The 24,748-nt window shown below is 71.1% G+C and carries 24 protein-coding genes and 1 pseudogene; 13 read left to right on the top strand and 12 right to left on the bottom strand.

From position 1 onward, the window contains the following. Nucleotides 1-19: 19 nt before the first annotated feature. The 3 genes from Q2K21_RS17705 to Q2K21_RS17715 form a co-directional block, all read right to left on the bottom strand. Nucleotides 20-1,444, bottom strand: coding sequence for a PP2C family protein-serine/threonine phosphatase (locus tag Q2K21_RS17705; RefSeq protein ID WP_310771871.1), 1,425 nt, complete (start codon nt 1,442-1,444; stop codon nt 20-22). A gap of 367 nt (nt 1,445-1,811) precedes the next feature. Further along, nucleotides 1,812-2,909: a baeRF3 domain-containing protein gene (locus Q2K21_RS17710; protein ID WP_310771873.1), complete on the bottom strand. Its 1,098-nt coding sequence runs from the start codon at nt 2,907-2,909 to the stop codon at nt 1,812-1,814. Nucleotides 2,910-3,088: 179 nt separating this feature from the next. After that, nucleotides 3,089-4,657 (bottom strand): alpha/beta hydrolase, encoded by a 1,569-nt coding sequence (locus Q2K21_RS17715; RefSeq protein ID WP_310771875.1) that lies wholly within the window; start codon nt 4,655-4,657, stop codon nt 3,089-3,091. Nucleotides 4,658-5,022: 365 nt separating this feature from the next. On the opposite strand from Q2K21_RS17715, the gene Q2K21_RS17720 reads away from it, so the two are divergent. After that, nucleotides 5,023-5,673 carry a chaplin gene (locus Q2K21_RS17720; protein WP_310771877.1) on the top strand — a complete coding sequence of 217 codons (651 nt, stop codon included), beginning with the start codon at nt 5,023-5,025 and terminating at the stop codon, nt 5,671-5,673. A 68-nt stretch (nt 5,674-5,741) separates the two neighbouring features. Here the strand turns inward: Q2K21_RS17720 and Q2K21_RS17725 are convergent, their stop codons facing one another. Further along, on the bottom strand, nt 5,742-6,275 hold the full coding sequence (locus Q2K21_RS17725) for a GNAT family N-acetyltransferase (RefSeq protein ID WP_310771879.1): 534 nt from the start codon (nt 6,273-6,275) through the stop codon (nt 5,742-5,744). A 169-nt stretch (nt 6,276-6,444) separates the two neighbouring features. Between Q2K21_RS17725 and Q2K21_RS17730 the strand changes: the two genes are divergently transcribed. From Q2K21_RS17730 to Q2K21_RS17740, 3 genes are all read left to right on the top strand, one after another. Next, the gene (locus tag Q2K21_RS17730) at nt 6,445-7,299 is read left to right on the top strand and encodes a GNAT family N-acetyltransferase (protein WP_310771881.1); all 855 of its coding nucleotides are present in this window, start codon (nt 6,445-6,447) and stop codon (nt 7,297-7,299) included. Nucleotides 7,300-7,448: 149 nt separating this feature from the next. Next, entirely contained in the window at nt 7,449-8,222 is a 774-nt protein-coding gene (locus Q2K21_RS17735; RefSeq protein WP_310771884.1) for a GNAT family N-acetyltransferase, read from the top strand. Between the two features lie 277 nt (nt 8,223-8,499). After that, a complete protein-coding gene (locus Q2K21_RS17740; protein WP_310771889.1) occupies nt 8,500-9,705 on the top strand; it encodes an RNA-guided endonuclease InsQ/TnpB family protein in 1,206 nt (401 codons plus the stop codon). A gap of 34 nt (nt 9,706-9,739) precedes the next feature. Here the strand turns inward: Q2K21_RS17740 and Q2K21_RS17745 are convergent, their stop codons facing one another. Together Q2K21_RS17745 and Q2K21_RS17750 are read right to left on the bottom strand one after the other, a co-directional pair. Beyond that, entirely contained in the window at nt 9,740-10,645 is a 906-nt protein-coding gene (locus Q2K21_RS17745; RefSeq protein ID WP_386275627.1) for a GNAT family N-acetyltransferase, read from the bottom strand. Between the two features lie 81 nt (nt 10,646-10,726). Beyond that, entirely contained in the window at nt 10,727-10,990 is a 264-nt protein-coding gene (locus tag Q2K21_RS17750; RefSeq protein ID WP_310771891.1) for a GlsB/YeaQ/YmgE family stress response membrane protein, read from the bottom strand. Between the two features lie 288 nt (nt 10,991-11,278). Here Q2K21_RS17750 and Q2K21_RS17755 point away from each other — a divergent pair, with 288 nt between their 5' ends. Further along, entirely contained in the window at nt 11,279-12,739 is a 1,461-nt protein-coding gene (locus Q2K21_RS17755; RefSeq protein ID WP_310771893.1) for a hydrolase, read from the top strand. 65 nt (nt 12,740-12,804) lie between these two features. Here the strand turns inward: Q2K21_RS17755 and Q2K21_RS17760 are convergent, their stop codons facing one another. Then, nucleotides 12,805-13,359 (bottom strand): GNAT family N-acetyltransferase, encoded by a 555-nt coding sequence (locus Q2K21_RS17760; protein ID WP_310771895.1) that lies wholly within the window; start codon nt 13,357-13,359, stop codon nt 12,805-12,807. Nucleotides 13,360-13,445: 86 nt separating this feature from the next. After that, nucleotides 13,446-14,669 (bottom strand): aminoglycoside phosphotransferase family protein, encoded by a 1,224-nt coding sequence (locus Q2K21_RS17765; RefSeq protein WP_310771897.1) that lies wholly within the window; start codon nt 14,667-14,669, stop codon nt 13,446-13,448. A gap of 33 nt (nt 14,670-14,702) precedes the next feature. Between Q2K21_RS17765 and Q2K21_RS17770 the strand changes: the two are divergent. Then, nucleotides 14,703-15,014, top strand: a pseudogene (locus tag Q2K21_RS17770) (ArsR/SmtB family transcription factor); the annotation flags it as partial. 130 nt (nt 15,015-15,144) lie between these two features. Here the strand turns inward: Q2K21_RS17770 and Q2K21_RS17775 are convergent. Next, complete coding sequence (locus Q2K21_RS17775; RefSeq protein WP_310771899.1) at nt 15,145-15,585, bottom strand: SPW repeat protein; 441 nt, start codon at nt 15,583-15,585, stop codon at nt 15,145-15,147. A gap of 222 nt (nt 15,586-15,807) precedes the next feature. Next, nucleotides 15,808-16,854 (bottom strand): acyl-CoA dehydrogenase family protein, encoded by a 1,047-nt coding sequence (locus Q2K21_RS17780; protein WP_310771901.1) that lies wholly within the window; start codon nt 16,852-16,854, stop codon nt 15,808-15,810. A 91-nt stretch (nt 16,855-16,945) separates the two neighbouring features. Between Q2K21_RS17780 and Q2K21_RS17785 the strand changes: the two genes are divergently transcribed. The 3 genes from Q2K21_RS17785 (at nt 16,946) to Q2K21_RS17795 (ending at nt 19,651) form a co-directional block, all read left to right on the top strand. After that, the gene (locus Q2K21_RS17785; protein ID WP_310771903.1) at nt 16,946-17,137 is read left to right on the top strand and encodes a hypothetical protein; all 192 of its coding nucleotides are present in this window, start codon (nt 16,946-16,948) and stop codon (nt 17,135-17,137) included. A gap of 199 nt (nt 17,138-17,336) precedes the next feature. Beyond that, nucleotides 17,337-18,701 carry an RICIN domain-containing protein gene (locus tag Q2K21_RS17790; protein ID WP_310771905.1) on the top strand — a complete coding sequence of 455 codons (1,365 nt, stop codon included), beginning with the start codon at nt 17,337-17,339 and terminating at the stop codon, nt 18,699-18,701. 41 nt (nt 18,702-18,742) lie between these two features. Then, the gene (locus Q2K21_RS17795; RefSeq protein ID WP_310771907.1) at nt 18,743-19,651 is read left to right on the top strand and encodes an aldo/keto reductase; all 909 of its coding nucleotides are present in this window, start codon (nt 18,743-18,745) and stop codon (nt 19,649-19,651) included. 422 nt (nt 19,652-20,073) lie between these two features. On the opposite strand, the gene Q2K21_RS17800 is transcribed toward Q2K21_RS17795, so the two are convergent. Next, the gene (locus tag Q2K21_RS17800; RefSeq protein ID WP_310771909.1) at nt 20,074-20,754 is read right to left on the bottom strand and encodes a phosphatase PAP2 family protein; all 681 of its coding nucleotides are present in this window, start codon (nt 20,752-20,754) and stop codon (nt 20,074-20,076) included. 175 nt (nt 20,755-20,929) lie between these two features. On the opposite strand from Q2K21_RS17800, the gene Q2K21_RS17805 reads away from it, so the two are divergent. The 4 genes from Q2K21_RS17805 (at nt 20,930) to Q2K21_RS17820 (ending at nt 24,180) form a co-directional block, all read left to right on the top strand. Beyond that, complete coding sequence (locus Q2K21_RS17805) at nt 20,930-21,304, top strand: BlaI/MecI/CopY family transcriptional regulator (protein ID WP_310771911.1); 375 nt, start codon at nt 20,930-20,932, stop codon at nt 21,302-21,304. Continuing rightward, a complete protein-coding gene (locus Q2K21_RS17810) occupies nt 21,301-22,230 on the top strand; it encodes a M48 family metalloprotease (protein ID WP_310771914.1) in 930 nt (309 codons plus the stop codon). Before Q2K21_RS17805 ends, Q2K21_RS17810 begins: the two co-directional genes overlap by 4 nt. A gap of 446 nt (nt 22,231-22,676) precedes the next feature. Further along, complete coding sequence (locus Q2K21_RS17815) at nt 22,677-23,069, top strand: VOC family protein (RefSeq protein ID WP_310771915.1); 393 nt, start codon at nt 22,677-22,679, stop codon at nt 23,067-23,069. Between the two features lie 40 nt (nt 23,070-23,109). Next, nucleotides 23,110-24,180, top strand: a complete 1,071-nt coding sequence (locus Q2K21_RS17820; RefSeq protein WP_310771917.1) for an adenosine deaminase — start codon at nt 23,110-23,112, stop codon at nt 24,178-24,180. Here the strand turns inward: Q2K21_RS17820 and Q2K21_RS17825 are convergent. Continuing rightward, nucleotides 24,162-24,677, bottom strand: a complete 516-nt coding sequence (locus Q2K21_RS17825; RefSeq protein WP_310771919.1) for a mycothiol transferase — start codon at nt 24,675-24,677, stop codon at nt 24,162-24,164. The two genes, Q2K21_RS17820 and Q2K21_RS17825, sit on opposite strands and share 19 nt — an antisense overlap. Nucleotides 24,678-24,748: the final 71 nt, after the last annotated feature.

Here is a 24,748-nt window from a genome sequence, read left to right on the forward strand (position 1 = left end):
GCTTGCTCGAGTCCGCCCGTCAGGACAAGACCCTGGCCACGAGCACGCAGGCGGCGTCCTCGCGCTCGCTCTCGCCGAACTCTTCCACAACCGTCCGTACGCAGTCCTGGGCCGTGCGGGCTCCGCCGAAGCGCGGAGCCAGGTCGAGCAGCCTCTGGACGGCGGCCGTGCCACTGTGCCGCGGGATCAGCCCGTCGGTGTGCAGGAGCAGCAGGTCGCCTTCCTCCAGGGGCTCCTCTGCCTGCTCATAGGTAGCCTTCGAGATCGCCCCGAGCGGCACGCCGTCCGGGACTGCCAGCACGCGCCCCGTCCCGTCGCGGAACAGCAGCGGGGCGGGGTGTCCCGCCCGTGCCCAGGCCAGGGTGCGGGATTCGGGCCGGTAGCGGCAGCAGACGGCGCTGCCCAGAGCCGGCTGGACCGAGGCGTCGAGCAACTGGTTCAGCCAGCCCATCAGCCGGCCGGGCTCGGTGCCCGCCACGGCCATGCCGCGCAGGGCGCCGATCAGCATCGCCATGCCCGAGGCCGCGGTCACCCCGTGGCCGGTGAGGTCGCCGATGCTGAGCAGTGTGTCCCCGCCGGGCAGTTCGAGCGCGTCGAACCAGTCGCCGCCGATCAGCGCGCTCGTGGACGACGGCAGATGGCGGGCGGCCAGATCCAGTGTCCCGGCTCCCTGCCGAGGGAGCCGTGCGGAGGAGCCGTGCCAGGGCGGTAGTACGGCCTCCTGGAGCTCGGCCGCGAGCTGGTGCTCCGTCGGTGCGCGGTGCCGGTGGCGCTGCAGCGAGTCACGGGTCTCGCGCACGGTCCGTCGGCAGCGGCGCAGTTCGCTGACGTCCCGCAGCACCGCCCACATCGAGGAGGTGCTGCCGTCGGCGTCGAGCACGGGCTCGCCCATCATGTGCACGGTCCGTACCTCGCCGCCGGGGCGCAGGATCCGGAACTCGCCGTCGATGGGCCTGCCGTCGATCAGGCAGTCCGTGACCATCGCCGTGAGCAGCGGCCGGTCCTCGTCGTGCACCAGCGAGGGCAGCTCGTCGAGGGTGAGCGCGGGAGTGGCAGGGTCGCGGCCGAGGATCTGGTACAGCTCCCCGGACCAACTCGCCTCGTCGGTCAGCAGGTTCCACTCGGCGCTGCCGACCCGGCTGAGCAGGGAGCCCCCCGGGGAGGCGAGCGGGAGGGCCGGTCCGTCGGCGGCGGGTTCGGCGACCACCGGCGGCGGGCCGTCCCGCAACTGGGCCAAGTGCTCGTCGAGATCGCTCAGTTGGTGCAGCGCCAGATCGCACAGCGCGCGCTGCCACCGGCCCTCCGGGTCCGAGCCGTCCTCGGGCGCGTCCCGCCGTACGGCGTCCACTTCGCCGCGCAGTCGCCGCGTCTGCGAGATGAGTGCATCAACCGTGCCACGCTGGGGCGGCTGGGCGGCGGGGTCCGCGGAGAGATGGGGTGGCATGACGCACTCCGATGGGGGACGGTTCGACCAAGGCTTACGGAAGGACCGGTTACGACTGTTGCACAGCCTGCGACGCCCTGTAAGGGATTTGGCAACACCCGATACGGTGGTGCTTCTGGCATATGCCACCGGCTCTGTGGAGCACGTGGGCAGGACGAATGGCGTAGGTGTCCGATGCGGTCAAAACGTAGGTGACGTACGTGACGCGGTGGACTGCGGAGGCGGACACCCTGTCGTTCAAGCGTGCGTTCGAGGGTCGTGTGTGCGACCTCTGACCGTCCCGTACGGCTCCGGGCGCGGGGGCGAGGCCTGACGGGTGGAACAGGGGCCCGGGACGCCGACGCCGCGGCCGGCGTCCCGGAGAGCCTCAGTAGCGGAGTACCCCGGCGATCCCCTGCGCGTCGCCGAGGGTGCCGTCGGGGACGAAGCGGACCTCGGCGCCCGTGTCGAGACAGCGTTCGACGATCTCGTCCACGATGTCCTCGCGGGCGTCGAGGTCACCGCTCTCGGCCGGGATCAGGTGGTCGCCGGCGACGTCGCGGACCGTCACACGGTAGTTCTCCTCGACCGCGAGGAGCCCGATACGGCCGTCGGAGGCGTTCTGCCAGACCTCGTCGACACCGGCCGCGAACGCCTTGCGGCCGCGCGCGGCCTCCAGCTCACGGCTCACCGTGTCGACGTTCTTCCGGTCCTCGGCGGCGATCACCGGCTGGACGGCCTGCCACACTGCTTCGTGGGTGCCGTTGGCGAGACCGCCGTGCGGCACGTGCACGGCGTCCCTGGCGATGCTGCCGACCTCGTCGAGGGCGGACAGCGCCGCCTGCTCGCCGGTGACGTACAACGGGCGCGGGTGGTCGCGCAGGACCGCGGCCATCGCGATGTCGGCCTCGCGCAGGAAATGGCGGGTGTCCTCGTCGCGGAAGGTGCTCGGCATGTCGCCGATCTGCTCCTGGCGCTCGGCGTCGAAGTTCGCGCGCCTCTTGGTCAGCGGGAAGCCGCCGGTGTGGTCCTCGGTGACGCGGTCGGTACCGCCACTCCAGAGCGTGACGCGGTCGGCGGAGACCGACAGCACCCAGAACGGCCGCTCGGCGGCCTGCGCGGACACGAGGTTACGGGTCAGGAAGGTGTCCGAGAGCACCACCCGCTCGGGCACCGTACGGGCCAGCGACCACACCTGGTGCTCACCGGGCGCCGCGAAGATGACGAGGCCGTCCTCGGCGTGTGCCAGGTCCACTTCCGTGAGGGCCTGGTCGAGCTGTCGGACGACATCGGTGCGCCGGTCCCGGGTGACCGCGGGATCGGACTCCAGCTGCTTCTTGGCCTCGGCCACGGCATTGCGCAGCCGGACCGGATCCTGGGCGTTGTCGGGCTCGCGGCGATGCGTCGGCGTCAGCACGGACACCGCGGGGTAGGGGCGCGGGCGCCGCAGCTCGGTAAGGGTCGCGGGACTCAGATCGTGCTCCATAGCAGCACGATAGGGCCGATTCGCGGATAAGGCATTTGGGGCAATGCGGTCGGGTGGGCGAGGCAATTGGTTGCTCATGGCAACGGGTGCCGGCCATCCGGTGGGACAACTGCGAACTCCACTGCGCCCAGGCCGTGTTCGGGAGCGGTGCGGTGCGCAAGGCCCCGCGTCGAGCGCTCTCAGTCCGACGCGGGCGCGCCGCACGAGCTGCCGCTGGACGGCAGGGAGCCGTACAGGAGGAAGGAGTCGACCTTCTCGTGGACGCACGGGGAGCTCGCGTACCCGGTGTGCCCCACGCTCCTGTTGTCGAGGACCACCGCCGACGAGCCGAGGCGTCTGGCGGTCTCCAGCGTCCAGCGGTACGGGGTCGCCGGGTCCCCGCGCGTGCCGACGAGCAGCATCTTCGCCGTGTGGACGTTCTTCACCTTCTCCCGTATGAAATCGGTGCCCTTGGGACGCCCGAAGCACATCAGTACCTGGGTGAGGCGGTACGTCCCGAAGACGGGGGACGCCTCCGCGTACTGGTCGCGCAGCCGGGCGATGTCCCGGGTGACCTGCCCGGCGCTCGGCCGGTCCGGGTCGTCCGCGCAGTTGATCGCCATCAGCGCGGCCGGCAGGTTGTCGCTCGGCACGTCCTCGGGATCGACGACCCCACGGTCCGTCCGGTGGCCCAGGGGAAAGGCCATCCAGCCGCTGGAGAAGCGCAGGATCCCCGTGGGATCGTCCTCTTCCACGAGCCGGGCCAGCGCCTGCTCCAGCAGCGGCCACATCTGCTTGCTGAAGAGGGCCTGCCCGATCGCGCCGACCAGATCCTGTCCCGAGAACTGCGTACCGCTGTCGGTCGGCAGGGGGTTCGCGTCCAGTGAGTCGACGAGGTGGACCACCTCCTGCCGGGCGGTGCGTGTGTCGTCCCCGAAGGGGCAGGCCATGCCCTTGACGCACCAGTCGATGAAACTCTCCAGTGCGGTCTGCTGCCCCTCCGCCGCCACCAGCCCCTGTTCGGTCAGGGGTTCGGTGAGCGTGTCGACCCCATCGAGTGCCATCCGGCCCACTTTCTTGGGGAACTGGGCCGCGTACACCGCCCCCAGGCGCGTGCCGTACGAGAAGCCGAGGTAGTTCAGCTTCTTGTCGCCGAGGGCCTGGCGCATCACGTCCATGTCACGGGAGGCGTTGACCGTTCCTATGTGCGGCAGCACGGGTCCGGAGTGCTTGGCGCACTGGGTGGCCAGTTTCCGCACCTGCTTGAGCGCGGCCTGCGGATCGCTCAGGTCGGTGCGGTCCGTCGCCCCGCTGTCCTCGTCGGAGTCCTCTCCGCAGCTGACGGGCGAGGACTGGCCGACCCCGCGCGGATCGAACGTCACCACGTCGTAGCCGTTGGTCAGTCCCATGAAGTCCTTGCCGCCCGTGGCCAGCTCGGGGATGCCGGCGCCACCGGGTCCGCCGAAGTTCAGCAGCACGGAGCCCCGGGACTTGCCCGTGGCCCGGTAGCGGGCCATCGCCAGGTCGAGCGTCCCGGCGGAGGGCCTCGCGTAGTCGAGGGGAACCGTCACCTTCCCGCACTGCAGGTCATCGGGCATGTCCTCGCCCTTGCAGGCGGACCACGTGATCTTCTGGTGGTAGAAGCGGGACAGATCGGGGCCGCCGCCGTCGGCCGGGGCCATGGACGGCGGAGAGACCCCCAGCAGGGCCAGCACCGCGGTCGTGGCCGCCGCCGAGGTGACCGCCCGGCGCCGGTGCGTGGACAGCATGATGCCTCCGGGGACGTCCCGGCTGCGGATCCGGCGACGTTCCTTCGATCACGATAGGCGGGCCCCAGGGGGCCCGCCTCCCGGCAGGCGGCAGGGACGGATGCTCCGTATCCTGCGCGCCGCGGAAACGTCGAGCCCCGGGCGCGACGCGACGCTGCGTGACCTTATGCAACGTGCCGTGACTGGACCGTCCCTGGTGTGACGTGCCGAGATGCGTCACGGCCGCCCGGATGATGGGGTTCCTGCCGGTTGACAGCCGCCACTCGATGGGGTGAAAGGCGGATAAGCCATAACTCGGATGGTTCGTCCGCGTTTTATCGGGTGCGGGCGAGTGCCCGCGACGATGTCTGGAAGGCAGGGAACCGATGAAACGGGTTACCCGAAATGGTTTGATCGCCGCGGCCGCCGCCTCGGGCGCGATGGCGGCGGCGCTGCCGGCGCACGCGGACTCCGCGGCGCACGGCACCGCGGCGGGTTCGCCCGGACTGATCTCCGGCAACACCATCCAGGTCCCGGTGCACGTACCGGTCGACGTGTGCGGCAACACCGTGAACGTGGTGGGGCTCCTCAACCCGGCGGCGGGCAACACCTGCGAGAACCGGGACACGCGGGGGAGCGGACAGGGGCAGGGCACAGTTCCCGGGGGCGGCGCCTCCGCGCACGGCGGCGGAAAGGAATCCGCGGGTGGGCTCGCCGGCAACGTCGTGCAACTACCGGTCCACGTCCCGGTGAACGTCACCGGGAACACGGTGAATGTGGTCGGCGTCGGCAACGCGGCCACCGGCAACACGTCGACGAACACCTCGGGCGACCAGCCCCACCACCCCGCTCCGCGCCCCGCCGCACCGCCGAAGGCGCACACGCCCACGCCCCTGCCGCACCCCGTCCCGCAGCAGGTGGCCCACCTCGCCCACACGGGTGCGGACGCGACCCTGCCCGCGCTCGCGGGAGGCGCGGCCCTGCTGCTCGGCGGGACGATCCTGTACCGCCGTTTCCGGGTGGGAGCCACGCGCTGAGCCGACCCGGCCGCGTCGAGGAGGGCCCCGCCGGACGAGCGACCGGCGGGGCCCTGCACGCCTCCATGTCAGCGCGGGGCGCTCCCGTCCATGTCGCTCCGCAATATGCTGTACAGCACCCCGTCGCGCCACTGTCCGTCACGGAACACGACGCTGCGCCGGACCCCCTCCCGGGTGAACCCGGCCTTCTCCAGGGCCCGTTGCTCCGCTATGTTCTCGGCCTCGGTGTCCGCCTCGACGCGCTCCGCGACGGTGTGCGCGAAGAGGTAGCCGACCAACTGCCGCTGGGCCTCGGTGCCCACGCCCTTGCCGCGGGCCTGAGTCATCAGGCCGATGCCGATGTTCCAGAAGAAGGAGTTGCGGGTCGGCCAGATCTTCCGGAAGCCGACGAAGCCCAGTCGCTCGTCGTCCCGCACCACCATGAGGGTGCCCCGGTCGTCGCCGAGCAGACCGTTCTCCATCCACTCGCGCCGCCAGCGCCCTAGGTCCCACCAGCCGAACCACTGGAACGGAGACGCTGTCTCACGATCCGACACGAAGCCTTCTATGACGGGCAGGTCGTCCTCGGTGACTGGGCGCAGCCTCACGTGTTCAATGGTCATGACTGCCCACCCTAAAACGCTTTCGAGCGCCTCGACACGTGTCTTTCGATGTCGCATTCGGGATGCCGGGACGGCCGGTCATCGCGTGGCGGACGCCTCGGAGATCGGGAAGGATGCTGCCGGTGCGTCCTGTCACCGTACTGGCACCCCAACGGAATGGAGCGCGACGATGACCTCTGCGGGTCCCGAAGACCTCGTCGTCACCCGGGCCACGCTCGACGACTGGCCCGTGATCAGCGGCTGGGCGGCGGACGAGGGCTGGAATCCGGGACTGTCCGACGGCCCGGCCTTCTTCGCCCAGGACCCCGAGGGCTTCTTCATCGGACGGCTCGCCGAGGAGCCCGTCTCGGCGATCTCCGTCGTCAACTACGGCTCCGACTACGCCTTCCTGGGCTGCTATCTCGTACGTCCGGACCTGCGCGGCCGCGGCCTGGGTCTGGCCACCTGGAAGACGGCCCTCGCCCACGCCGGCGGCCGCACGATCGGTCTCGACGGAGTCGTCGCGCAGCAGGACACCTACCGTCAGTCCGGCTTCGCATTCGCCCACCGCACCGTACGGTTCACCGGACCCGCTCCCACCGTCCACGCGGCGCCCGGAGTACGCCCGGCCGAGAAGGCCGACGCCGACGCCATCGCGGCGTACGACAGCGCCTGCTGTCCCGCCGACCGCCCCCGCTTCCTGGCGCACTGGCTCACCACCTCCGGCCACCGGACCTTCGTCCGCGTCGAGCACGGCCGCCTGAGCGGGTACGCGGTGATCCGTCCCGCCCGCGACTCCCTGCGCATCGGACCTCTGTTCGCCGACACCGCCGAGGACGCCGAGGCCCTGTTCGCCGCGTCGGCCGCCGAAGCGGCGGGCAAGGAGATCGCCATCGACGTACCCGAGCCGAACACGGCCGCCGTCGCCCTCGCCGAACGCGCGGGACTCACCCCGTCCTTCGAAACGGCCCGCATGTACACGGGCCCGGTCAGGCCGTTCGCCGAGGAGCGCGTGTACGGGGTGACCACCCTGGAACTCGGCTAGTTCTTCCCGCTCGCAGGGCGGGGGAGCGACCACTGCGCGGGATCCATCCGTGCCCCGCCTGCCCGGCCACCGAGCCGCCGGGACCGTCGTGGGCCGACGGGCAGGGAATTGTCGTTGCCGACGCCGGCTTCCCGTGCTGGAGTTGGCGCATGGATCACGCTGCGGTACTGGCCCTGTACGACCGGGACATGCGGGAGGGAGCCCGTGCCGACGGCTCCGGCGCCCGCATCGAACGCGACGCGCGGGTGGTGCGCCAGGTCGGCTCCGCACACGGCTGGAACGGGATCGTCTGGTCGGATCTGGACGAGACGACCGCGGACGCGGCGATCGCCGAACAGGTTCGCCACTTCGCCGGACTCGGCCGCGATTTCGAGTGGAAGCTGTACGGGCACGACCTGCCGCTCGACCTCGGGAAGCGGCTGCGGGCGGCCGGGTTCACGCCCGAGCCCGAGGAGACGCTGATGGTCGCCGAGGTCGTCGATCTGACCCTCGACGTCGAACCGCCCGAGGGCATTCGCGTCCTGCCGGTCACCGACGCGGCGGGCGTCGACCTAGTGGCGGACGTCCACGAGAAGGCGTTCGGTACGGACGGCACCCGGCTTCGCCACCAGCTTCTCGCCCAGCTCACCGGCGACCGGGAGAACGTCGTCGCCGTCGTGGCCCTCGCGGGCGAAGAACCGGTGAGCGCGGCACGCCTGGAACTCGTTCCCGGCACTCGCTTCGCCGGTCTGTGGGGCGGCGGCACCGTCCCCGACTGGCGTGGCCGTGGTGTCTACCGGTCCCTGGTCGCCCACCGCGCCAGGGTCGCGGCCTCCCGCGGCTACCGCTACGTGCAGGTCGACGCGACCGGGCAGAGCCGCCCGATCCTGGCCCGCCTCGGCTTCGAGCCGCTCACCACGACGACGCCGTACGTCTCCCCGTAGCGATCGGGGGCACCTGGTCTCTTGCGAGGAGGCCCCGGCGTTCACGCCGGGGAGGAATCGCACCCCGTGACGGCGACGCGGAGCGTCGCCGCATCCGGTTCCCCGGGGCGCGGAGCGCCGGTACGGCCTGCCCGGTGGAGCCGGGCGAAGGTGAACGGGTGTGCCTTTGTTCACCGGTTGGGGTGGTCGTGGCGGAAGCCTGGTGTGGGTGTGCGGGTGTCGCACGTACGGTCGTTCGGCGGGAGTCAGGTGATCCGGAAGGGGCGGGGGTGAGGCTATGGCGGCGGTGAAGGGGGTCGACGGGGTCGGGCATGCCCGGTACACGTACCGGGTGCGGGTGTCGTCCACGGCCCGCGCGGGGCTGCTGGCGGAGTGGGACCGGTGCCGGTGGGTGTGGAACGAGTGCGTGGCCCGCTCCCAGAAGGCCCACGCCGACGGGGAGAAGTGCGGCCCCGCCCGGCTGGACAAGATGCTGACCCAGGCCCGCGCAGTGACGCCGTGGCTGGCCGAGGGTTCCTCGGTACCGCAGCAGCAGCTCATCCGCGACTTCGGCACCTCCCGCGCCAAGGCCCTCAAGGACATCAAGGAGCGGCTGCCGATGCACCGCCGGGCCGGGATGCCGAAGCACAAGAAGAAGCGCGAGGCGCTGCCTACGCTGAACTACACCCGGCGCGGCTTCCGGCTGAAAGACGGGCGCCTGCACCTGGCGGGCGGGATCGTGCTGACCGTGGTGTGGTCCCGCGAGTTGCCCGCCGAGCCCTCCTCGGTGCGCGTGTACCAGGACAGCGTCGGGCAGTGGTACGCCTCGTTCGTCGTCCCCGCCGAAGTCCAGCCCCTGCCCGCCACCGGCGCGGTGCTGGGCGTCGACTGGGGTGTCACACAGACCGCCACCACCACCTCGGCCGCTCACGACCTGCCGCACGCAGCACACGGCAAGAAGGCCCGGCAGAAGCTGACCCGGTACGACCGCATGATGGCCCGCCGCAAACCCAAGAAGAAGGGGCAGGCCGCCTCCAGGGGCTATCGCGAGGCGAAGAGGTGGCGGGCGAAGACCTACGCGAAGATCGCCCGGCAGCGGCAGGATGCCGCCCGTAAGTGGGCGAAGAAGGTTGTGACCGACCACGATGCGATCGCGGTGGAGGACTTCCGCCCGAAGTTCCTGGCCGGGACCAGCATGGCCCGCAAGGCGGCGGACGCCGCCATCGGCGCCACCAAGAAGGCCCTGATCGAGATGGGCCGCAAGCACGGGCGCGATGTCCGCCTGGTGCATCCCGCGCACACCACCATGGACTGCGGATCGTGCGGAGCGAGAACCAAGCACGCACTGCCGCTGTCGGAGCGCATCTACACCTGCACCACGTGCAAAGGGGCGTTCCCCAGGGACAAGAACTCCGCGCGCGTGATGCTCGTCCGGGCTGGTCTGGTCCCGGCTGGTGCTGACGGCGTAAGACCTCCTGGAGCGCTGCTCCAGGAGGCGGCCTGAGCCAGGAATCCCCTCCCTTCAGGGAGGGGAGCAGTCAAAGGTCCAGCTGGTACTCCACCGCCCGGTGCGTGGGCCGGTAGCCGAGCGTGTCGTTGACGGCGTTCATGGGCGCGTTGTCGTCCGCGGTGTCCGTGAGCAGTCCGCTCAGCTCGGGGAACCGTGCGCGGGCGTGGCGGATCGCCTCCGCCTTCATCCACAGGCCGAGTCCGTGGCCGCGGTGCTCGGGCAGGACGCCGGTGCCGTAGTGCTGGGCGTCGCCCCGGCCGTCACCGGGTACGACGAGTTCGGAGAACCCGACGACGGAGCCGTCTGCGGTGTCGATCGCGGCGATGGTGTGCAGCAGTTCCCCGCGTCGCGCGATCGCCGCCGCGGCCGCCAGGACCCGGTCCACGTCCCACACGACCGTCCCGTAGTCCGTGTCGCCCATCGGCATGTCGTCCATGGCGCGCCGGGACGCCGCGAAGGTGTGGGCCAGCTCCGCCGGGACCGTGCCGTCCCAGGACGTCAACGCGTAACCGGGATGCGGCTGTTCGGCGATGCCCGCGATCCGGTCGAGATCGGCCCCGGCGAGCGGCAGCCGTGCGTAGGTCAGCGCCAGCACCCGCCCGAAGCCCCGCGCGGCCAGGAAGCGGTCGCCCGGGGAGTCCGACTCGGCCTGGGCGATCAGCGACCGCCGCCCCTCGGCGCGCGCGGCGTCCACGGCCGCCTCCAGCAACAGGCTGCCCGCTCCCCGGCGCCGCTCACCGGGGTGCACGGCCCCTTCCAGCTCGGCGAGGTGGTCCTGCCCCTTCTTCGTGAACAGGCGCAGAAAGGCCGAGCCGACGGGCACTCCCTCCGTGTCGGAGGCCAGCCAGGCCAGCCGCCGGCTCGACGGCGTGGTCTCGGGATCGGTCAGCGGGGTGATGCGCAGCGGCAAGGGGGCTCCGTGGCGGCGAGGCATGGCGGGACGGTGAAAGCCCGCAGAACCTAGCCGCCACGGACCATGGCCCGCAACGGAATTCGGAGCGACGGAAAGGCGCCGTCAGCGCCGGGCACGCGCCCGGTCGAGCGCCGCGATGCCCAGCGCCGCCAGGCCGATCTGGATGAGCCACTCGATCCAGTCGACGCCCTTGGTGTCGGCCACGCCGAACGCGGCGGCGATCCCCGATCCGATGAGGGCCGCCACGATGCCGACGACGATGGTCCACAGGATGCCGATGCGCTGGCGCCCGGGGACGACGAGCCGCCCCAGGACACCGATGATGATTCCGATGACGATGGCACTGATGATGCCCGAGATCTCCATCTCCGCCCCTTATGGTGAAGGCCCCCGCAGTACTCCATGTGCCCGCCCACGGCGGCAACAGTCCGTTCCGCTTCAACCTCCGGTCAATGCCGGGTCAATCATCGGCCTACCGGATGGGTCTGCTCCTGTTCAGTACCCGTTCTGCCATGTACCGTTCAACAGTCCGCCGCATGGGTGGCGTATGAAGAGACTCTACGCGCGCAGATCCACGACGGAGTTCTACGCGCGCAGACTCGGCACCCGCACCGCTCCCGACCCCTTCCCCAACCCCACACGGAGGTCCGCCGGATGCTCGGACTGACCAGATCCCGCCACCGGGTCAGCACGGCTCTCGCCGTGTTCGGCCTGCTCGCCACGGGCACCGCCGCCGTCCAGGCGACCACGGCCGCCACCCCGGCCCACGCCGCCACCACGCACCGCATCCTGTTCGACAACGCGCACGCGGAGACGGCCGGCAACGCCGACTGGATCATCTCCACCAGCCAGCCCGATCCGCTCGGCCAGGACTCCTCCCCGTCCTCCGAGACGGACTGGACGGGTGCGCTGTCGTCCTGGGGTGTCGCTCTGCAGAAGACCGGCAACTACAGCCTCAAGACGCTGCCCTCGGGCTCCAGCCTCACCTACGGCGGCTCGTCGACGACCGACCTGTCGAACTTCGACACCCTCGTCCTGCCCGAGCCCAACACACTGTTCACCACCGCCGAGAAGACCGCCATCATGACGTTCGTCAAGAACGGCGGCGGCCTGTTCATGATCTCCGACCACACCGGCGCCGACCGCAACAACGACGGCGAGGACGCGGTCGAGATCCTGAACGACCTGATGACCAACAACAGCGTCGACTCCACCGACCCGTTCGGCTTCTCCATCGACTCGCTGAGCATCAGCTCCGACTATCCGTCGGCGATCAGTGACAGCACCAGCGCCGTCCTGCACGGCTCCTTCGGCACGGTCACCAAGAGCCTCATCGCGAGCGGTACGACCGCCACGCTCAAGCCCGCCGACAACTCCGCCGTCAAGGGCCTGCTCTACCGCACCGGTTACTCCGGCAACACCGGCGCCTTCTTCGCCACCAGCACCTTCGGCAGCGGCCGTGTCGCGTTCTGGGGCGACAGCTCGCCCATCGACGACGGCACCGGCCAGTCCGGAAACACGCTCTACGACGGCTGGAACGACTCCGGCGCCACCAACGCCGCCCTCGCCCTCAACGCCACCGAGTGGCTCGCGGGCGCGAGCGGCAGCAGCGGTGGCGGTGGCGGGGGCGGCGGTACGACCTGCACCGCCGCCCAGCTCCTCGGCAACAACGGCTTCGAGTCCGGCGCCACCACCTGGAGCGCCAGCAGCGGTGTCATCACCAACTCCAGCAGCGAGTCGCCCCGTACGGGCTCGTACTACGCCTGGCTCGACGGCTATGGAACCGCCACCACCGACACCCTCTCCCAGTCGGTGACCATCCCGTCCGCCTGCACCACCGCCGCCCTGAGTTTCTATCTGCACGTCGACACGGCGGAGACCTCGACCAGCACGGCGTACGACACCCTCAAGGTCCAGGTCCTCAACAGCTCCGGGACCGTCCTGAGTACTCTGGCGACGTACTCCAACCTCAACGCCGCCAGCGGCTACACCCAGCGCAGCTTCAGTCTGGCGAGCTACGCCGGGCAGACCGTCACCCTCAAGTTCACCGGCACGGAGGGCTCCACCCTCCAGACGTCGTTCGTCATCGACGACACGGCGCTCAGCGTGAGCTGAGCCCGGTGACGGCAGCGGCGGGTCGGCTCCGGCGCCGAACTGCCGCCACCCCGGCGCCGTCCGGGTCAGTGCGGGGTGCGGTGCCACGTGCGGAGCACCACCTCGCGCCCTTTCGCCGCACGTATGACGGGTTCGTCGTCGCCGAGTCCGAAGCCGGCGGACTTGGCGACGGCCTCGCTGGCCATGTTCCCGGCCTCGATGCACAGCACCACCCGGCGGGCGCCGGCCTCGCGGGTGGCGTGACCGACGGCGAGCCGTACGGCCCTGGAGGCAAGGCCTTGGCCGCGGTACGCGGCTCCGACGCCGTACGCCAGCTCGACGTCACGCTCGTCGGCAGCGCTGCGGAAGAGAAGGATCTCGCCCTGTGGCCGCAGGCCGTCCGCCGTGATGGCCAGCTGTACCGACCGTCCTTGCGTCCGCTTCTTTCGCGCGGCGGCGAGATATGCGCGCGCCTCCTCGACGCCGAACGGCGAAGCCACCGGTGTCCACCGGTCCATCTCGGGGTCGTCGTAGAGCGCGACCAGGTCCGGCACGTCGTCGTCGGCCCACTCGCGCAACCGGAGCCCCAGACCTTCGAGGAGCACGGGTCGTCCAGGGTCGAACGTCGGCAGGTCATCCATGAGGTGATTCCTTCCTTCGGATGACGTTCCTTGGCGGGCCGGTGGCGGCCAAAGGCCCGTCAGTGGATCCCTGTCGCGGCACCGGGTTACGTGAGCCCCGAGGCCATGAGGAAGGGGCTCGGATGCCGTGCGCTGTGCACCGCCCTTCGGATGGCCGTCACCGGGTCCCCCTCGTGGTACGGCCGCTCCGACGGCTCGATGCCGTCGAGGAACTCCTGGTAGCGGACGGCGTACATGAGATGGGCGAGCGGCTCGGCGAGCACCAGGGCGCGGGCCGGGTCGCTTCCCGGTGCGTGTCGCGCCCAGGCGTCTGCCCAGGCACGGGCCGCCGTCCCCCGGACCGGCTCCGGGAGGAAGTCGTGGGCGCGCAGACCGTCCACCACCGGGTTTCCCCAGTAGGCGTCCGCGAAGTCGACGACGACCGGGCGGCCGCCGTCGCTGCGCCAGTTGCCCGGATGGAAGTCGCCGTGGACCACCGTGTCGGGCAGTCCGCACGCGGTGAGCTGCGGCCAACGGCCCGCCAAGTCCCGCACGGCAGCCATCTCTTCGCCGGTCAGCTCGGCAGCGACCGGCCCGTCGAGGAGGGCGTCGACCCGGGCCCCGAGTACGGGTGTGCGCCAGTCCCGCAGCACGGCGGGCCGGTCCGGCGCCAGGGCCGCCTGTGCCGCCACGAGCCGCCCCATCGCCGCCGCCACCGTCTCGGCCGACGCGCCCCAGCAGTCCTCGCCGGGAACGTGCTCCATCAGGATCCGCCGATCACCCTGGCCGAGGAGGGCCGGCACCAGTCCGGGATCCACACGCCTGAACGCGCTGATGGCGGCCGCCTCGTCGGCGGCGAAGCGCGGCGTCGCCTTGAGCCAGACGGACCCGCGCGCGGTGGGCAGCCGGAACAGCCCCGACAGGTTCCAGGTCCGCCGCTGCTCCACGCGACCGGTCACCGGCTGTCCCGCCGACTCCAGCGTGCGGCCGGCCCAGTCGAGGAGGTCCCGCAGGCCCTCGACGCGGGCCCAGGGCGTGCGGAGTTCGTCGTCCTGTGTCAACAGGTCCTCGTCGAGGGGCCCTCGGTCCAGCAGCCCGGGCGCCGGACGCTCCAACGCTTCGACGTGGTACGTGGCATGGCCGTCCCGGCCGCCTTCGCCACCGTCCACGGTCAGCAGTCGCAGCACCAGCACCGGAACCCCGAGCAGGTCCTCCAACCACCCGACGACCGGCTCGACCTCCGACCACCACGGAACGTCCACGGCTGACGGGCCCGCGACACCGAGGACCTCCTCGCCCGATGTCACCCACGCACTGACGATTCGACTCACCGCGCCAGTGTGCGGTCCCCGGCCGTCCTTGACATGCAAGTAATTGCCTGCATAACTGTCTGTGTGCGACCAGATGGCGACTTCGGGACGGACCAGGTCTTCAAGGCGCTGGCCGATTCCACGCGTCGGCGGCTGCTCGACCGGCTGCACGAGCGCGACGGACAGACGCTGGGCGAGTTGTGCGAGCACATCGACATGACACGTCAGTCGGTGACGCAGCATCTGGCCGTCCTGGAGGCCGCCGACCTGGTCAGCACCGTGCGGCGGGGGCGGGAGAAGCTGCACTACCTCAATGCGGTGCCGCTCCATGAGATCCAGGAGCGGTGGATCGACAAGTTCGATCGACTGGTGCCGAACCGCTGACGTGGCGTGGCTTGGACCGTGCGAGCACCTGTCGGCCGGTCCGCGGCTGCGGACCGGCCGACAGGGGTTCCTTCTGTGCTCGCTGTGCTCGGTGACCGGGGGAATGGGGCGGCTATGCGCGGGGGGTGCTCCTCACCGCGACGCTCGCACACAGCGCGCCCAGCACCACGGCGAGTGCGCCGATGACGATGCTGTTGATCACGACGCCGGTGTCGGGGTTGGTGCCGACGATCCACGGCGAAATGATCATCCATGCGCCCATCGCGCAGATGGCCCAGCTCAGGCCGTACATCCTCTCCGGCAGGTTGGTGAATCCGAGGGCCAGCAGCCCGAACGCGATCCCCATGATGAGGTTGTGCGTCACGAGCGGCGGCTGGCTCGTCGTGTAGTGGAGTATCCACGGGGATGCGGCGCAGTACAGACCGAGCAGAAACACCGGTCCGTCCACGAGCGCCACATCACGACCACCGAGCATGCGGGCGTAGCGGGCCCGCATTTCGTGTACATCAGGGTGAGTGGTGATGTCACCTCTGGGGTGCGAGACGTCGGACATTGACTCGTCTCCTTTGACTCTGCAGGCCTGACCGCGTCTGATGCGGTATGCGGTAAGCGCCGCGTAAGTCCATTCTGCGCTTATTTCCTCTTTATGTGTAGAGGTCAGCACGGTACTGAGGTGGGGGTGACGGGCCCGGCCTCGGCCCCGGGGGCTGGATCCCGCGCTGCCGCCACCGTGCGAACGGATCGGCCGGCGCGGGTGCCGTTCGCGGGTTGAGCCTCAGTGCGACAGACGGTCCAGGTGCGCCCGGCGCACCTCGGCCGTCTGTCCCTGCACCAGCAGGAACATCCCCTCGCGCGCCAGCCGTTGGGCCCGGCTGCCCAGGTCCATGGACCGGCCGCCTCCGCTCACGATCGCGGCGGTCGTGGCGGCGCGCATCAGGTCGTAGGCACGCATCTTCAGCGCCAATCGCTCCTCGATCCGCTCGTGCGGCACCGGGTGGTCCCAGAGGGCGTACGCCTGCCGCCGCACTTCGTCGAGCCGGGTGCGCAGGGAGCGCGCCGTCTCCTCGGCGTCCGGGGCGCCGTCCAACAGGTCGAGCGCCGCGTACGCGACCCCGAAGACGGCCGGGGAGGCATTGGTGGGCCGGGGCAGGTCGACCAGGGCGAACTTCTCCCGCGGGGTGCGCAGCACGACGGCGTCCTCAGGCAGCCACAGCCCGTCCAGCTCCAGCGACACCGTGCGCGCGGCGGTGAGCGCGGCGAGCCGCATCGGTGCCGACGGGCTCAGCCCCGGCTGTTCGCGCGCTTCCGTGAAGGCGAAGACCACCTCCTCCTGTGGAGAGACGCCCGCGAGCACCATCAAGTCGTTCAGGCCCCAGCCCGTGTACCACGGCACCGTGCCGTCGAAGCGCCATCCGCCGCGCTCGGCCGTGACCCGCACGGGGACCCGGGGGAAGGAACGGACATGGGCGTAGGCGATCCCGGCCAGCAACTCTCCCGTCGCCAGCGGACCCAGCAACCGCTCCCGTGCGGGGAGGTCGGACGACGCCAGCAGCTTCACCGGTGTGTAGTGCTGCGTCAGCACGAACCACGTGGCGCAGCACGCCCCGGCGAGGATCTCCGCGGTCTCCCGGGCCACGGTGCTCGGCGCGGCCGCACCGCCGTACTCCGTCGGTGCGTTCAGCCCGAGCAGCCCCGACGCCTTGACCGCCTCGATGTGGCTCGTGGGCATCCCCTCCTGGTCGATCCGGTCGGCGTGCGGGGCGAGCAGCTCCTGGGCGAGCCGGCGGGCGCGGGAGACGAGGGGGTGCGGCGGGGCGGTCATCGAAGGAATCTCCCGGTTCGTCGTGTCGGGTGTCGATCCGGCGGCCTGCCGTTCGTGCAGGCAGTGAGAGGCCGGCCGGGGAGGACACATCATGAAGTACTACCTGCTCAGCGTCGTGCAACCGGGCGAGGGCGTGCCGCCCGGGCCTGAGGGCGTGGCACGGATCAACCGCGACCTGGAGATCTTCCACCGGGAGCTGCGCGAGGCCGGCTCCTGGGTTCTCGTCGGCGGCACGGTCCGGAGACGGCCACCGGGCTGCGCCCCTCCGACGGCGCCGCCCTGATCACCTCGCGCTCGCCACCCAGGTGCAGGTCGCGCTCACCCCGCGCCTGCTCGGCGGGGCTGCCTTCCACAGGAGTTGGTGCGGGACGCCGGGATGTGACAGGGCGACGTTTTCACCGGGTGGCAACCTCTACTGCTGATGCCCGTTCGCAGGGCATGGTGTCATGCACCTGACCATCATTGGATCGAAGGGCGACATCATGCGAACCCCCCATGCCCTGCTCGCCGCGACCACCGCGCTGGCAGCCGCGGTCGTGGCTCCCCCGTCCCCCGCGTCCGCCGCGGTCCCCGCCGCCGGCGCCTACTACGTCCAGAGCGCCACTACCGGACTCGACGCGGCCGACAACGGGGGAGCCGTCGAGCAGCACAACCCCAAGGGCAACGAGGACCACCAGCAGTGGAACCTGAGAGCGAGCGGGTCCTCGTACGTGCTGGAAAGCACCGACACCGCGGGCAGTTGCCTCGGTCGCTCCGGCGACCAGGCCCGCACCGTGGCGTGCACGAGCACCGACGCGGTCTGGGACATCACGCCGACCGGCGGTGACCAGTACACCCTCAAGGCCCCCGGAACCGAGCGCTATCTGACCGTCGCCGCCAAGCCGTCCGGCGCCAACTACCCCGCACCGCTGGTCATCGGCTCCTCGGGCGGCCTCGCCTCCTGGTACCTCACCCCGGTCACGTCGCCCACCGGCCCCATGCCGTCCGCGGACCAGCGCACCCTCGACCAGGTCACGTTCCTCACCGCGCACAACGCGTACGCCAACGGCGTCGACGGCGGCTTCGCCCCGCCCTTCGTGAACCTGGTGCCCAACCAGACGCGTGGCATCAACCAGCAACTCACCGACGGCGTCCGGGGCTTCATGCTGGACATCCACCAGACCTCCGACGGTGCGATCCTCTGCCACAACAGCTGCACACTCGTCAGCCGTCCCGTAGCCCTGTGGGTGGACGTCCAGCGCATCGTGGACTTCCTCAAGGCGCACCCCGATCAGTTCATCACCGTCTTCCTGGAGGACTACGTCGACCCGGGCGTCCTGCGCGGCGAACTGGCCCGGGTCACCGGCCTGTCGGACGTGCTCTACCGGCCCGACCGGACGGGGGTCAAACAGAACGGCTGGCCGAAGCTGGCCGATCTGATCGCCGCCGATCACCGGTTGCTGATCTTCACCGACCACAGCCGCTCCTCGGACGAGGCCGCCGGACTCACCCGCGACAGCTTCGGTGTGATGTACCAGAAGGACTGGACGGTGGAGAACTACTGGTCCATGGGCTCGGGCCTCGGCTCCTCCAACTGGTCTTGCTACAGCCGCTGGTACGACGCGAACACCAACATTCCGCTGACCCGCACCGAATCCGGCTTCCGCCCGCTGTTCGTCATGAACCACTTCCGTGACGCGACGATCGCGTCCACGGCGCAGACGGACAACACCAAACTCGCCGACCGCGCCCAGCGGTTCTGCCAGCCCGCCGCCCGCAAGAAGCCCAACTACCTTGCGGTCGACCGCTATGACCTCGGCGACCCGGCGTCCGCGGTGAACACCCTGAACACCTACACGTATCCGTAAAGCGCCTGCGTCGGTGGACGAGGTCTGCACATGATCACCGGATGACCTCACAGACGATCACCGCGGACGCCGCGGGCACCTGGAAACTCGGCGACCTGTCCGTCCGCCGCATCGGCTTCGGCGCGATGCGGCTGACGGGCAGCGCCGCCTTCCACCACGGGACACCGAGCGACCGCGATCGGTCGATCGCCGTGCTGCGCAGGGCGGTCGAGCTCGGTGTCGACCACATCGACACGGCCGCCTTCTATTTCTCGTCGCTGCGCTCCGCGAACGAGCTGATCAACAGCGCGCTGGCGCCGTACGCGGACGACCTGGTCATCGCCACGAAGGTGGGCCCGTTCCGCGACTACTCGGGGGAGTGGGGCACCTGGGCCCGCCCCGACCAACTGCGCGGCCACGTCGAGGAGAACCTGCGTCAGCTCGGCCGCGACCACCTGGACCTGGTCTACCTGCGCAAGTCGCCGCGGTGGGACTCCATCGCCGAGCGCTTCGGCGCTCTCGCCGAGCTGCGGGAGGCGGGCCTGATCCGCCACCTGGGCATCTCCGGCGTCGAGCCTCGGCACCTGGCCGAGGCGCAGGCGATCGCGCCGGTGGTGAGCGTGCAGAACAACTACGGGCTGCACGCCCCCGACCCGCAGACGGACGACCTCCTGCGGATCTGTGGCGAGCAGGGCATCGCGTTCGTGCCGTTCTACGCGATCGCGGGGAAGGGCGGCGAGCGGGGCACGAGCGGCGACGTGGATGCGGAGATCCTCGCGATCGCCCGGGCCCACGACGCGACCCCCGCTCAGGTCCGGCTCGCGTGGACGCTCCAGCAGGGCCCGCATGTCCTGGCCATCCCGGGCACCGGCAACCCGGACCACCTCCTCGAGAACGTGGCCGCGGGCGCGCTGCGGCTGACGGACGAGGAGATGGCCCGCCTGGACGCGCGGCGCCGGCACGCGGAGTGAGCGCTGTGGCCCGACGCCGGGGCCACCTCGCGACTACAGGATCTCCCGGTCCAGCCGTCCACTGCCGGTGATGACGGGTACGTAGGCGTCGAGCGGTTCGCCGGACTCCACAGCCGAGGCCGCCGTCTCCAGGAGGTGCCGCCGAGCAGCGTCCAGAACGGCGGCAGCAGGACTTCGTGAGCCGATCCGTCGTGGCGGAGGAGGGATTCGCCAAGCGGTGCCGGGAAGGGCAGGCCGAGCGCCTCCTCCGCCGCCGCGATCGCCGACGGCGCGGCCGGGGGCGGCAGTGCGACGAGCGAGGCCGGGGCGTGGTGGGCGAGCCGGCGTTCGATGCGGCTCCAGGGCGCGCTCGTCGACGAGGCCATACGGGGATGGTGCCGGCGGCCACTGACAGTGTCGACGACGCTGTCGTGGCCGGCCGTTCAGGCTGCCGAGGTGGCGGTGGGCTCCGACACGTCGGCGTCCGTACGCGGGGTCAGCCGGGCGGCGGCGTACGTGCACAGGCTCAGCCAGCACAGGGCGAACAGCCAGCCGCCCACGACGTCGGAGAACCAGTGGACACCCAGATAGACGCGGGTTAGGCCGACCAGGAAGCCCCACCCGAGAACGACTGCGAGGAGCCCCGCCGCGGCCCGTGGCGCACGGGCCACGATCGCCAGGGCCAGCAGACCGGCGGCGAGCGCGGCCGTCGTCGTATGACCCGAGGGGAACGACCAGCCCGACGCGTGCGTGATCCAGTCCTGTGTCGCCGGGCGCGGGCGTGCCGTCAGCGCCATCACGCCGTACCGCGCGGCCTGGCCCGCGATCAGGCAGACGAGACAGGCGGCGGTGGCGAGAGCGCGCTGCCGCACCGTACGCCCCAGGAGAAGACCCGCCAGGATGGCGAGCAGATACGGCACGAACCCCGTCCCCGTGTACGTCACCGCCCGCGCCGCCGCGACCATGACATGGGGGCGGTGGGAGACCGACCAGGCGTGCAGGCTCGCGTCGCCCGGCAGCGGGGCGCCGCCGCGCCCGGTCACGGTCAGCGCAAGCAGGACGAACGCCACCAGCGCGCCCAACGCCGTCGAACCGGCGAGGTCGGCGGTGTCCTGCCGCTTCACCGCAGTGCCCGGGGGATTGTGACCGCGTGCGGGGGTGCGGTGCGCAGGGCTGCGCGCATGGTCGTGAGCCCCTTCCATAATGGACGTGCGGGGCGGCCTCGGCCGGACCCGCGGAGACTACAAATCTGTAGACGGTCTACAGAAATGTAGACGATCACGGGGTGAGGAAGGTTCCATGACCGAAGCGAAGGACGAGCGTCGCCCGGCGGGCGAACTGGAAGCGGGCGTCATGGCCGCCCTCTGGGCCGCGGGCGGCCCCCAGACCCCCGGTCAGGTCCAGCTGAGCCTCGGCGTCGGACTCGCCCGCACCACGGTGACGACGATCCTGTCCCGGCTGCACGAGAAGGGCATCGTCGACCGTCGGCGCCAGGGCCGTGGCTACGCCTACTTCCCCGTCCAGGACGCCCACGGTCTCACCGCCCGTCGCATGCACACCGAGCTGGACCGGGACAGCGACCGGCACACCGTGCTGGCCCGCTTCGTCGCCCAGCTCAGCGAGGACGACGAGCGTGTCCTGCGGGAGCTGTTGGAATCCGGTGAGCAGCAGTGACCTTCCTGCTGCTCGTCCCGGTGGCGCTGCCGTTCGTGATGCCCCCGCTCGCGCGACGCGCCCTTGACCGGCTTGCGCCCGCGACGGCGTTGTGGGCGGTGACGTGTTGTGCGGTTGTCCTCGCCTGTTGCTCCCTGACCGCGTTGGGTGCCTTCGTCGTCACCGGGCTGCTCAGGCTGCCCCTCTTCGCCGCGCTCGGTGAGCTGGTGCGCCCGCTGCGAGCCGGGTCGGACCTGTTCGTGGTGCCGGCGGCCGCGTTCTCCGTCGGCGCGCTCGCCGTGTGCCTGTGGACCACGGCCCGCACGGTGCTGCGCCAGGGCAGGGCCTTCCGCGCCGCCACCACCGAGGCGGACCGCCGCTCCACCGCGGGCGACCTCTGTGTCATCGACTCCCCGCACCCCGACGCGTACGCCCTCCCCGGGCGGCCGCACCGCATCGTCGTCACCACCGGCATGCTCCGCAGCCTCGGCGCGGACGAGCGCGAGGCCCTCTTCGCCCACGAGCGGGCCCACAACGCGGCCGGACACCATTACTTCCTCGCCGTCGCCGAAGTCGCCGCCCACTGCCACCCCGGGCTGCGGCCCGTGGCCGCGGTCATCCGGCTCGCGGTCGAGCGCGCGGCCGACGAGGCCGCCGCCGCGGTGGTCGGGGATCGGCGGCTGACCGCCCGGGCGATCGGCCGCGCCGCGCTCGCCGCCCGGGCCGGCCAGGGCGAACGGCCGTCCTTCGCGCCCGCCGCGGCCACGGGGCCCGTGCCGCAGCGGGTCGCCGCCCTGCTGGCGCCCCCGCGTGCCCCGCACCGGGCAGCACCCTGGATCGCCGCCCTCCTCGTCGCCTGCGCGACCGTCTCCGCCTGCGCCTCGGCGACCGGAGTGATCGACTTCCACCACGAGGTCGAGGTCGCCCAGGGTGAAGAAGGCCATTGAGCGACGCCCACCCGAGCGGCACCGGGGCCTGGCCTCCGCTCGCTGTGCGCGATGGGCAGCGCCGCGCCTGGCGGCTGCCGGGCGAGGGGTGCTCGGCGACTGTCCGGCGCGTGTGGGGTGGTGCGAGGGACCCCCGGTCATGGCGACCGCGTCCTGCGGCAGGACAAGGGGCATGCGGCTACGGCGGCCGTGCGCGCCGGTCGCCGACGCCCCCTTTGGCCGCCGCGCGAAAGCGACGGGACGGCGGCCCTGGTCCTGGCTGGTGCGTGGGGCGGTCGGGCCGGGGGGCCCGGCTGTGGTCGCTGCCACCGCTGAACGCGGCGACCGGACGACGTCCTCCGGTCACGGTCGGGGGTGATCGGACGGCCGCCCTCCATACCAGGCCACTTGACGCGATGCCGTAGGCTTCGTGTTACGTATAACTCCGCACCCCTCCGGAAGGCCCGATGAGACGCATCGCCCTGGTCACCCTTGTCGTCGACGACTACGACGAGGCGATCCGCTTCTACACCGAGGCCCTGGGGTTCCGGCTCGCGGCGGACGAGCCGCGGCCGGACGGATCGCGGTGGGTCGTCGTCGAGCCGGGAGCCGCCGCCCACGGCACCGGGCTGCTGCTCGCCCGGGCCAAGGACGAGGCACAGCGCGGCCGGGTGGGCGACCAGACGGGCGGGCGCGTGGGCTTCTTCCTGCACACCGACGACTTCGCCCGCGACCACGCCCGGATGACCACGGCCGGCGTGACCTTCCTGGAGGAACCCCGGTACGAGTCGTACGGCACCGTCGTCGTCTTCCAGGACTTGTACGGCAACCGCTGGGACCTCCTCCAGCCCGCTGAGTAATCCCCCTCCCCGAGAACAACCTGCCGAGGAACCACCGCACATGACCGCCCCGCGCATCGACACCGACACCATCCGCCGCTTGCCCAAGGCCGTGCTGCATGACCACCTCGACGGCGGTCTGCGACCCGCGACCCTCGTGGAACTCGCGGAGACGGTCGGCCACACCCTGCCCACCACCGACCCAAAGGCGCTCGCCGACTGGTACTACGAGGCCGCCAACTCCGGTGACCTGGTGCGCTACATAGCCACCTTCGAGCACACCCTCGCCGTCATGCAGACCCGCGAGGGCCTGCTGCGCACCGCCGAGGAGTACGTCCTCGACCTCGCCGAGGACGGTGTCGTCTACGCCGAGGTGCGCTACGCCCCCGAGCTGATGGTCAAGGGCGGCCTCACTCTGCCCGAGGTCGTCGAGACCGTGCAGGAGGGCCTCGCGGCCGGCATGGCCAAGGCCGCGGCCGCGGGCACCCCCGTAAGGGTCGGTACCCTGCTGTGCGGGATGCGCATGTTCGACCGCACCCGGGAGATCGCCGACCTCGCGGTCGCCTTCCGCGACGCCGGTGTCCTCGGGTACGACATCGCCGGCGCCGAGGACGGCTTCCCGCCCGCCGACCACCTGGCCGCCTTCGAGCACCTGCGCAGCGAGAGCGTGCCGTTCACCATCCACGCGGGCGAGGCGCACGGCCTGCCCAGCATCCACCAGGCCCTGCAGGTGTGCGGCGCCCAGCGCATCGGCCACGGCGTGCGCATCACCGAGGACATCGTCGACGGCAAGCTGGGCCGGCTGGCGGCCTGGGTGCGCGACCGCCGTATCGCCCTGGAGATGTGCCCGACCTCCAACCTCCAGACCGGCGCCGCCACTTCGATCGCCGAGCACCCGATCACGGCCTTGAAGGACCTGGGCTTCCGGGTCACCCTCAACACCGACAACCGTCTGGTCTCGGGCACGACGATGACCCGTGAGATGTCCCTGCTGGTCGAGCAGGCCGGCTGGACGGTCGAGGACCTGCGCACGGTGACGGTCAACGCGGTCAAGAGCGCGTTCATCCCGTTCGACGAGCGCAACGCCCTCATCCGGGACGTGGTCCTGCCGGGCTACGCGACCGCGCTCTGAAGCAGCCCCCGTACATAGGCGGCCTGTCCGGCGTGCTGAAGATCGTCGGACAGGACGCTGACCAGCCGTACGCCCAGGCTGACCGGCGGATCCCAGCGCTCGTCCACGATGCGCTCGAAGTCCTTGGCGGTCAGCCCGCGCACGAAGCCGAGCGTCTGCTCGTGCACGGCGTCGTAGTAGCCGGTGAGCAGCTCACCCGACTCCACCCGCACCTTGGCGACCTTTTGCGGACTGTGGCCGTACCCCGTGTCCCGGCGGGGAAGATCGAGCCCGAAGCGCTTCTCCCAGCCCTGTGACAGCCAGACCTGATCGAGGTCGGCGGCATCGGCGACGTGGTCGTCCTGCACTCGGGTCAGATGCCAGACGAGCCACGCGATGGAGTTGGTGTCCCCGGTGGGCCGGGCGTTGAGGTCGTCCGAACCCAGACCGTCGACGGCGGCATGGACTTCTTCCTGGATGCGGCTGTACGCGTCGATGAGGATGTCCTTGGCATGCATGCATCCACCATCGCGCATCGCGGCCGCGGACGTCGGGCAATCGCGTCCCGCCCGCCGGTCCTCAGGCCTCC

Origin of the sequence: Streptomyces sp. CGMCC 4.7035 (assembly GCF_031583065.1) — a bacterium.
Classification (GTDB): Bacteria; Actinomycetota; Actinomycetes; order Streptomycetales; family Streptomycetaceae; genus Streptomyces; species Streptomyces yaanensis.

Bases quoted from the DNA above. Each gene is read 5' to 3' on its own strand.
- Q2K21_RS17705 (WP_310771871.1), bottom strand. From the start codon at position 1,444: ATGCCACCCCATCTCTCCGCGGACCCCGCCGCCCAGCCGCCCCAGCGT.
- Q2K21_RS17710 (WP_310771873.1), bottom strand. From the start codon at position 2,909: ATGGAGCACGATCTGAGTCCCGCGACCCTTACCGAGCTGCGGCGCCCG.
- Q2K21_RS17715 (WP_310771875.1), bottom strand. From the start codon at position 4,657: ATGCTGTCCACGCACCGGCGCCGGGCGGTCACCTCGGCGGCGGCCACG.
- Q2K21_RS17720 (WP_310771877.1), top strand. From the start codon at position 5,023: ATGAAACGGGTTACCCGAAATGGTTTGATCGCCGCGGCCGCCGCCTCG.
- Q2K21_RS17725 (WP_310771879.1), bottom strand. From the start codon at position 6,275: ATGACCATTGAACACGTGAGGCTGCGCCCAGTCACCGAGGACGACCTG.
- Q2K21_RS17730 (WP_310771881.1), top strand. From the start codon at position 6,445: ATGACCTCTGCGGGTCCCGAAGACCTCGTCGTCACCCGGGCCACGCTC.
- Q2K21_RS17735 (WP_310771884.1), top strand. From the start codon at position 7,449: ATGGATCACGCTGCGGTACTGGCCCTGTACGACCGGGACATGCGGGAG.
- Q2K21_RS17740 (WP_310771889.1), top strand. From the start codon at position 8,500: ATGGCGGCGGTGAAGGGGGTCGACGGGGTCGGGCATGCCCGGTACACG.
- Q2K21_RS17745 (WP_386275627.1), bottom strand. From the start codon at position 10,645: ATGCCTCGCCGCCACGGAGCCCCCTTGCCGCTGCGCATCACCCCGCTG.
- Q2K21_RS17750 (WP_310771891.1), bottom strand. From the start codon at position 10,990: ATGGAGATCTCGGGCATCATCAGTGCCATCGTCATCGGAATCATCATC.
- Q2K21_RS17755 (WP_310771893.1), top strand. From the start codon at position 11,279: ATGCTCGGACTGACCAGATCCCGCCACCGGGTCAGCACGGCTCTCGCC.
- Q2K21_RS17760 (WP_310771895.1), bottom strand. From the start codon at position 13,359: ATGGATGACCTGCCGACGTTCGACCCTGGACGACCCGTGCTCCTCGAA.
- Q2K21_RS17775 (WP_310771899.1), bottom strand. From the start codon at position 15,585: ATGTCCGACGTCTCGCACCCCAGAGGTGACATCACCACTCACCCTGAT.
- Q2K21_RS17780 (WP_310771901.1), bottom strand. From the start codon at position 16,854: ATGACCGCCCCGCCGCACCCCCTCGTCTCCCGCGCCCGCCGGCTCGCC.
- Q2K21_RS17785 (WP_310771903.1), top strand. From the start codon at position 16,946: ATGAAGTACTACCTGCTCAGCGTCGTGCAACCGGGCGAGGGCGTGCCG.
- Q2K21_RS17790 (WP_310771905.1), top strand. From the start codon at position 17,337: ATGCGAACCCCCCATGCCCTGCTCGCCGCGACCACCGCGCTGGCAGCC.
- Q2K21_RS17795 (WP_310771907.1), top strand. From the start codon at position 18,743: ATGACCTCACAGACGATCACCGCGGACGCCGCGGGCACCTGGAAACTC.
- Q2K21_RS17805 (WP_310771911.1), top strand. From the start codon at position 20,930: ATGACCGAAGCGAAGGACGAGCGTCGCCCGGCGGGCGAACTGGAAGCG.
- Q2K21_RS17815 (WP_310771915.1), top strand. From the start codon at position 22,677: ATGAGACGCATCGCCCTGGTCACCCTTGTCGTCGACGACTACGACGAG.
- Q2K21_RS17820 (WP_310771917.1), top strand. From the start codon at position 23,110: ATGACCGCCCCGCGCATCGACACCGACACCATCCGCCGCTTGCCCAAG.
- Q2K21_RS17825 (WP_310771919.1), bottom strand. From the start codon at position 24,677: ATGCATGCCAAGGACATCCTCATCGACGCGTACAGCCGCATCCAGGAA.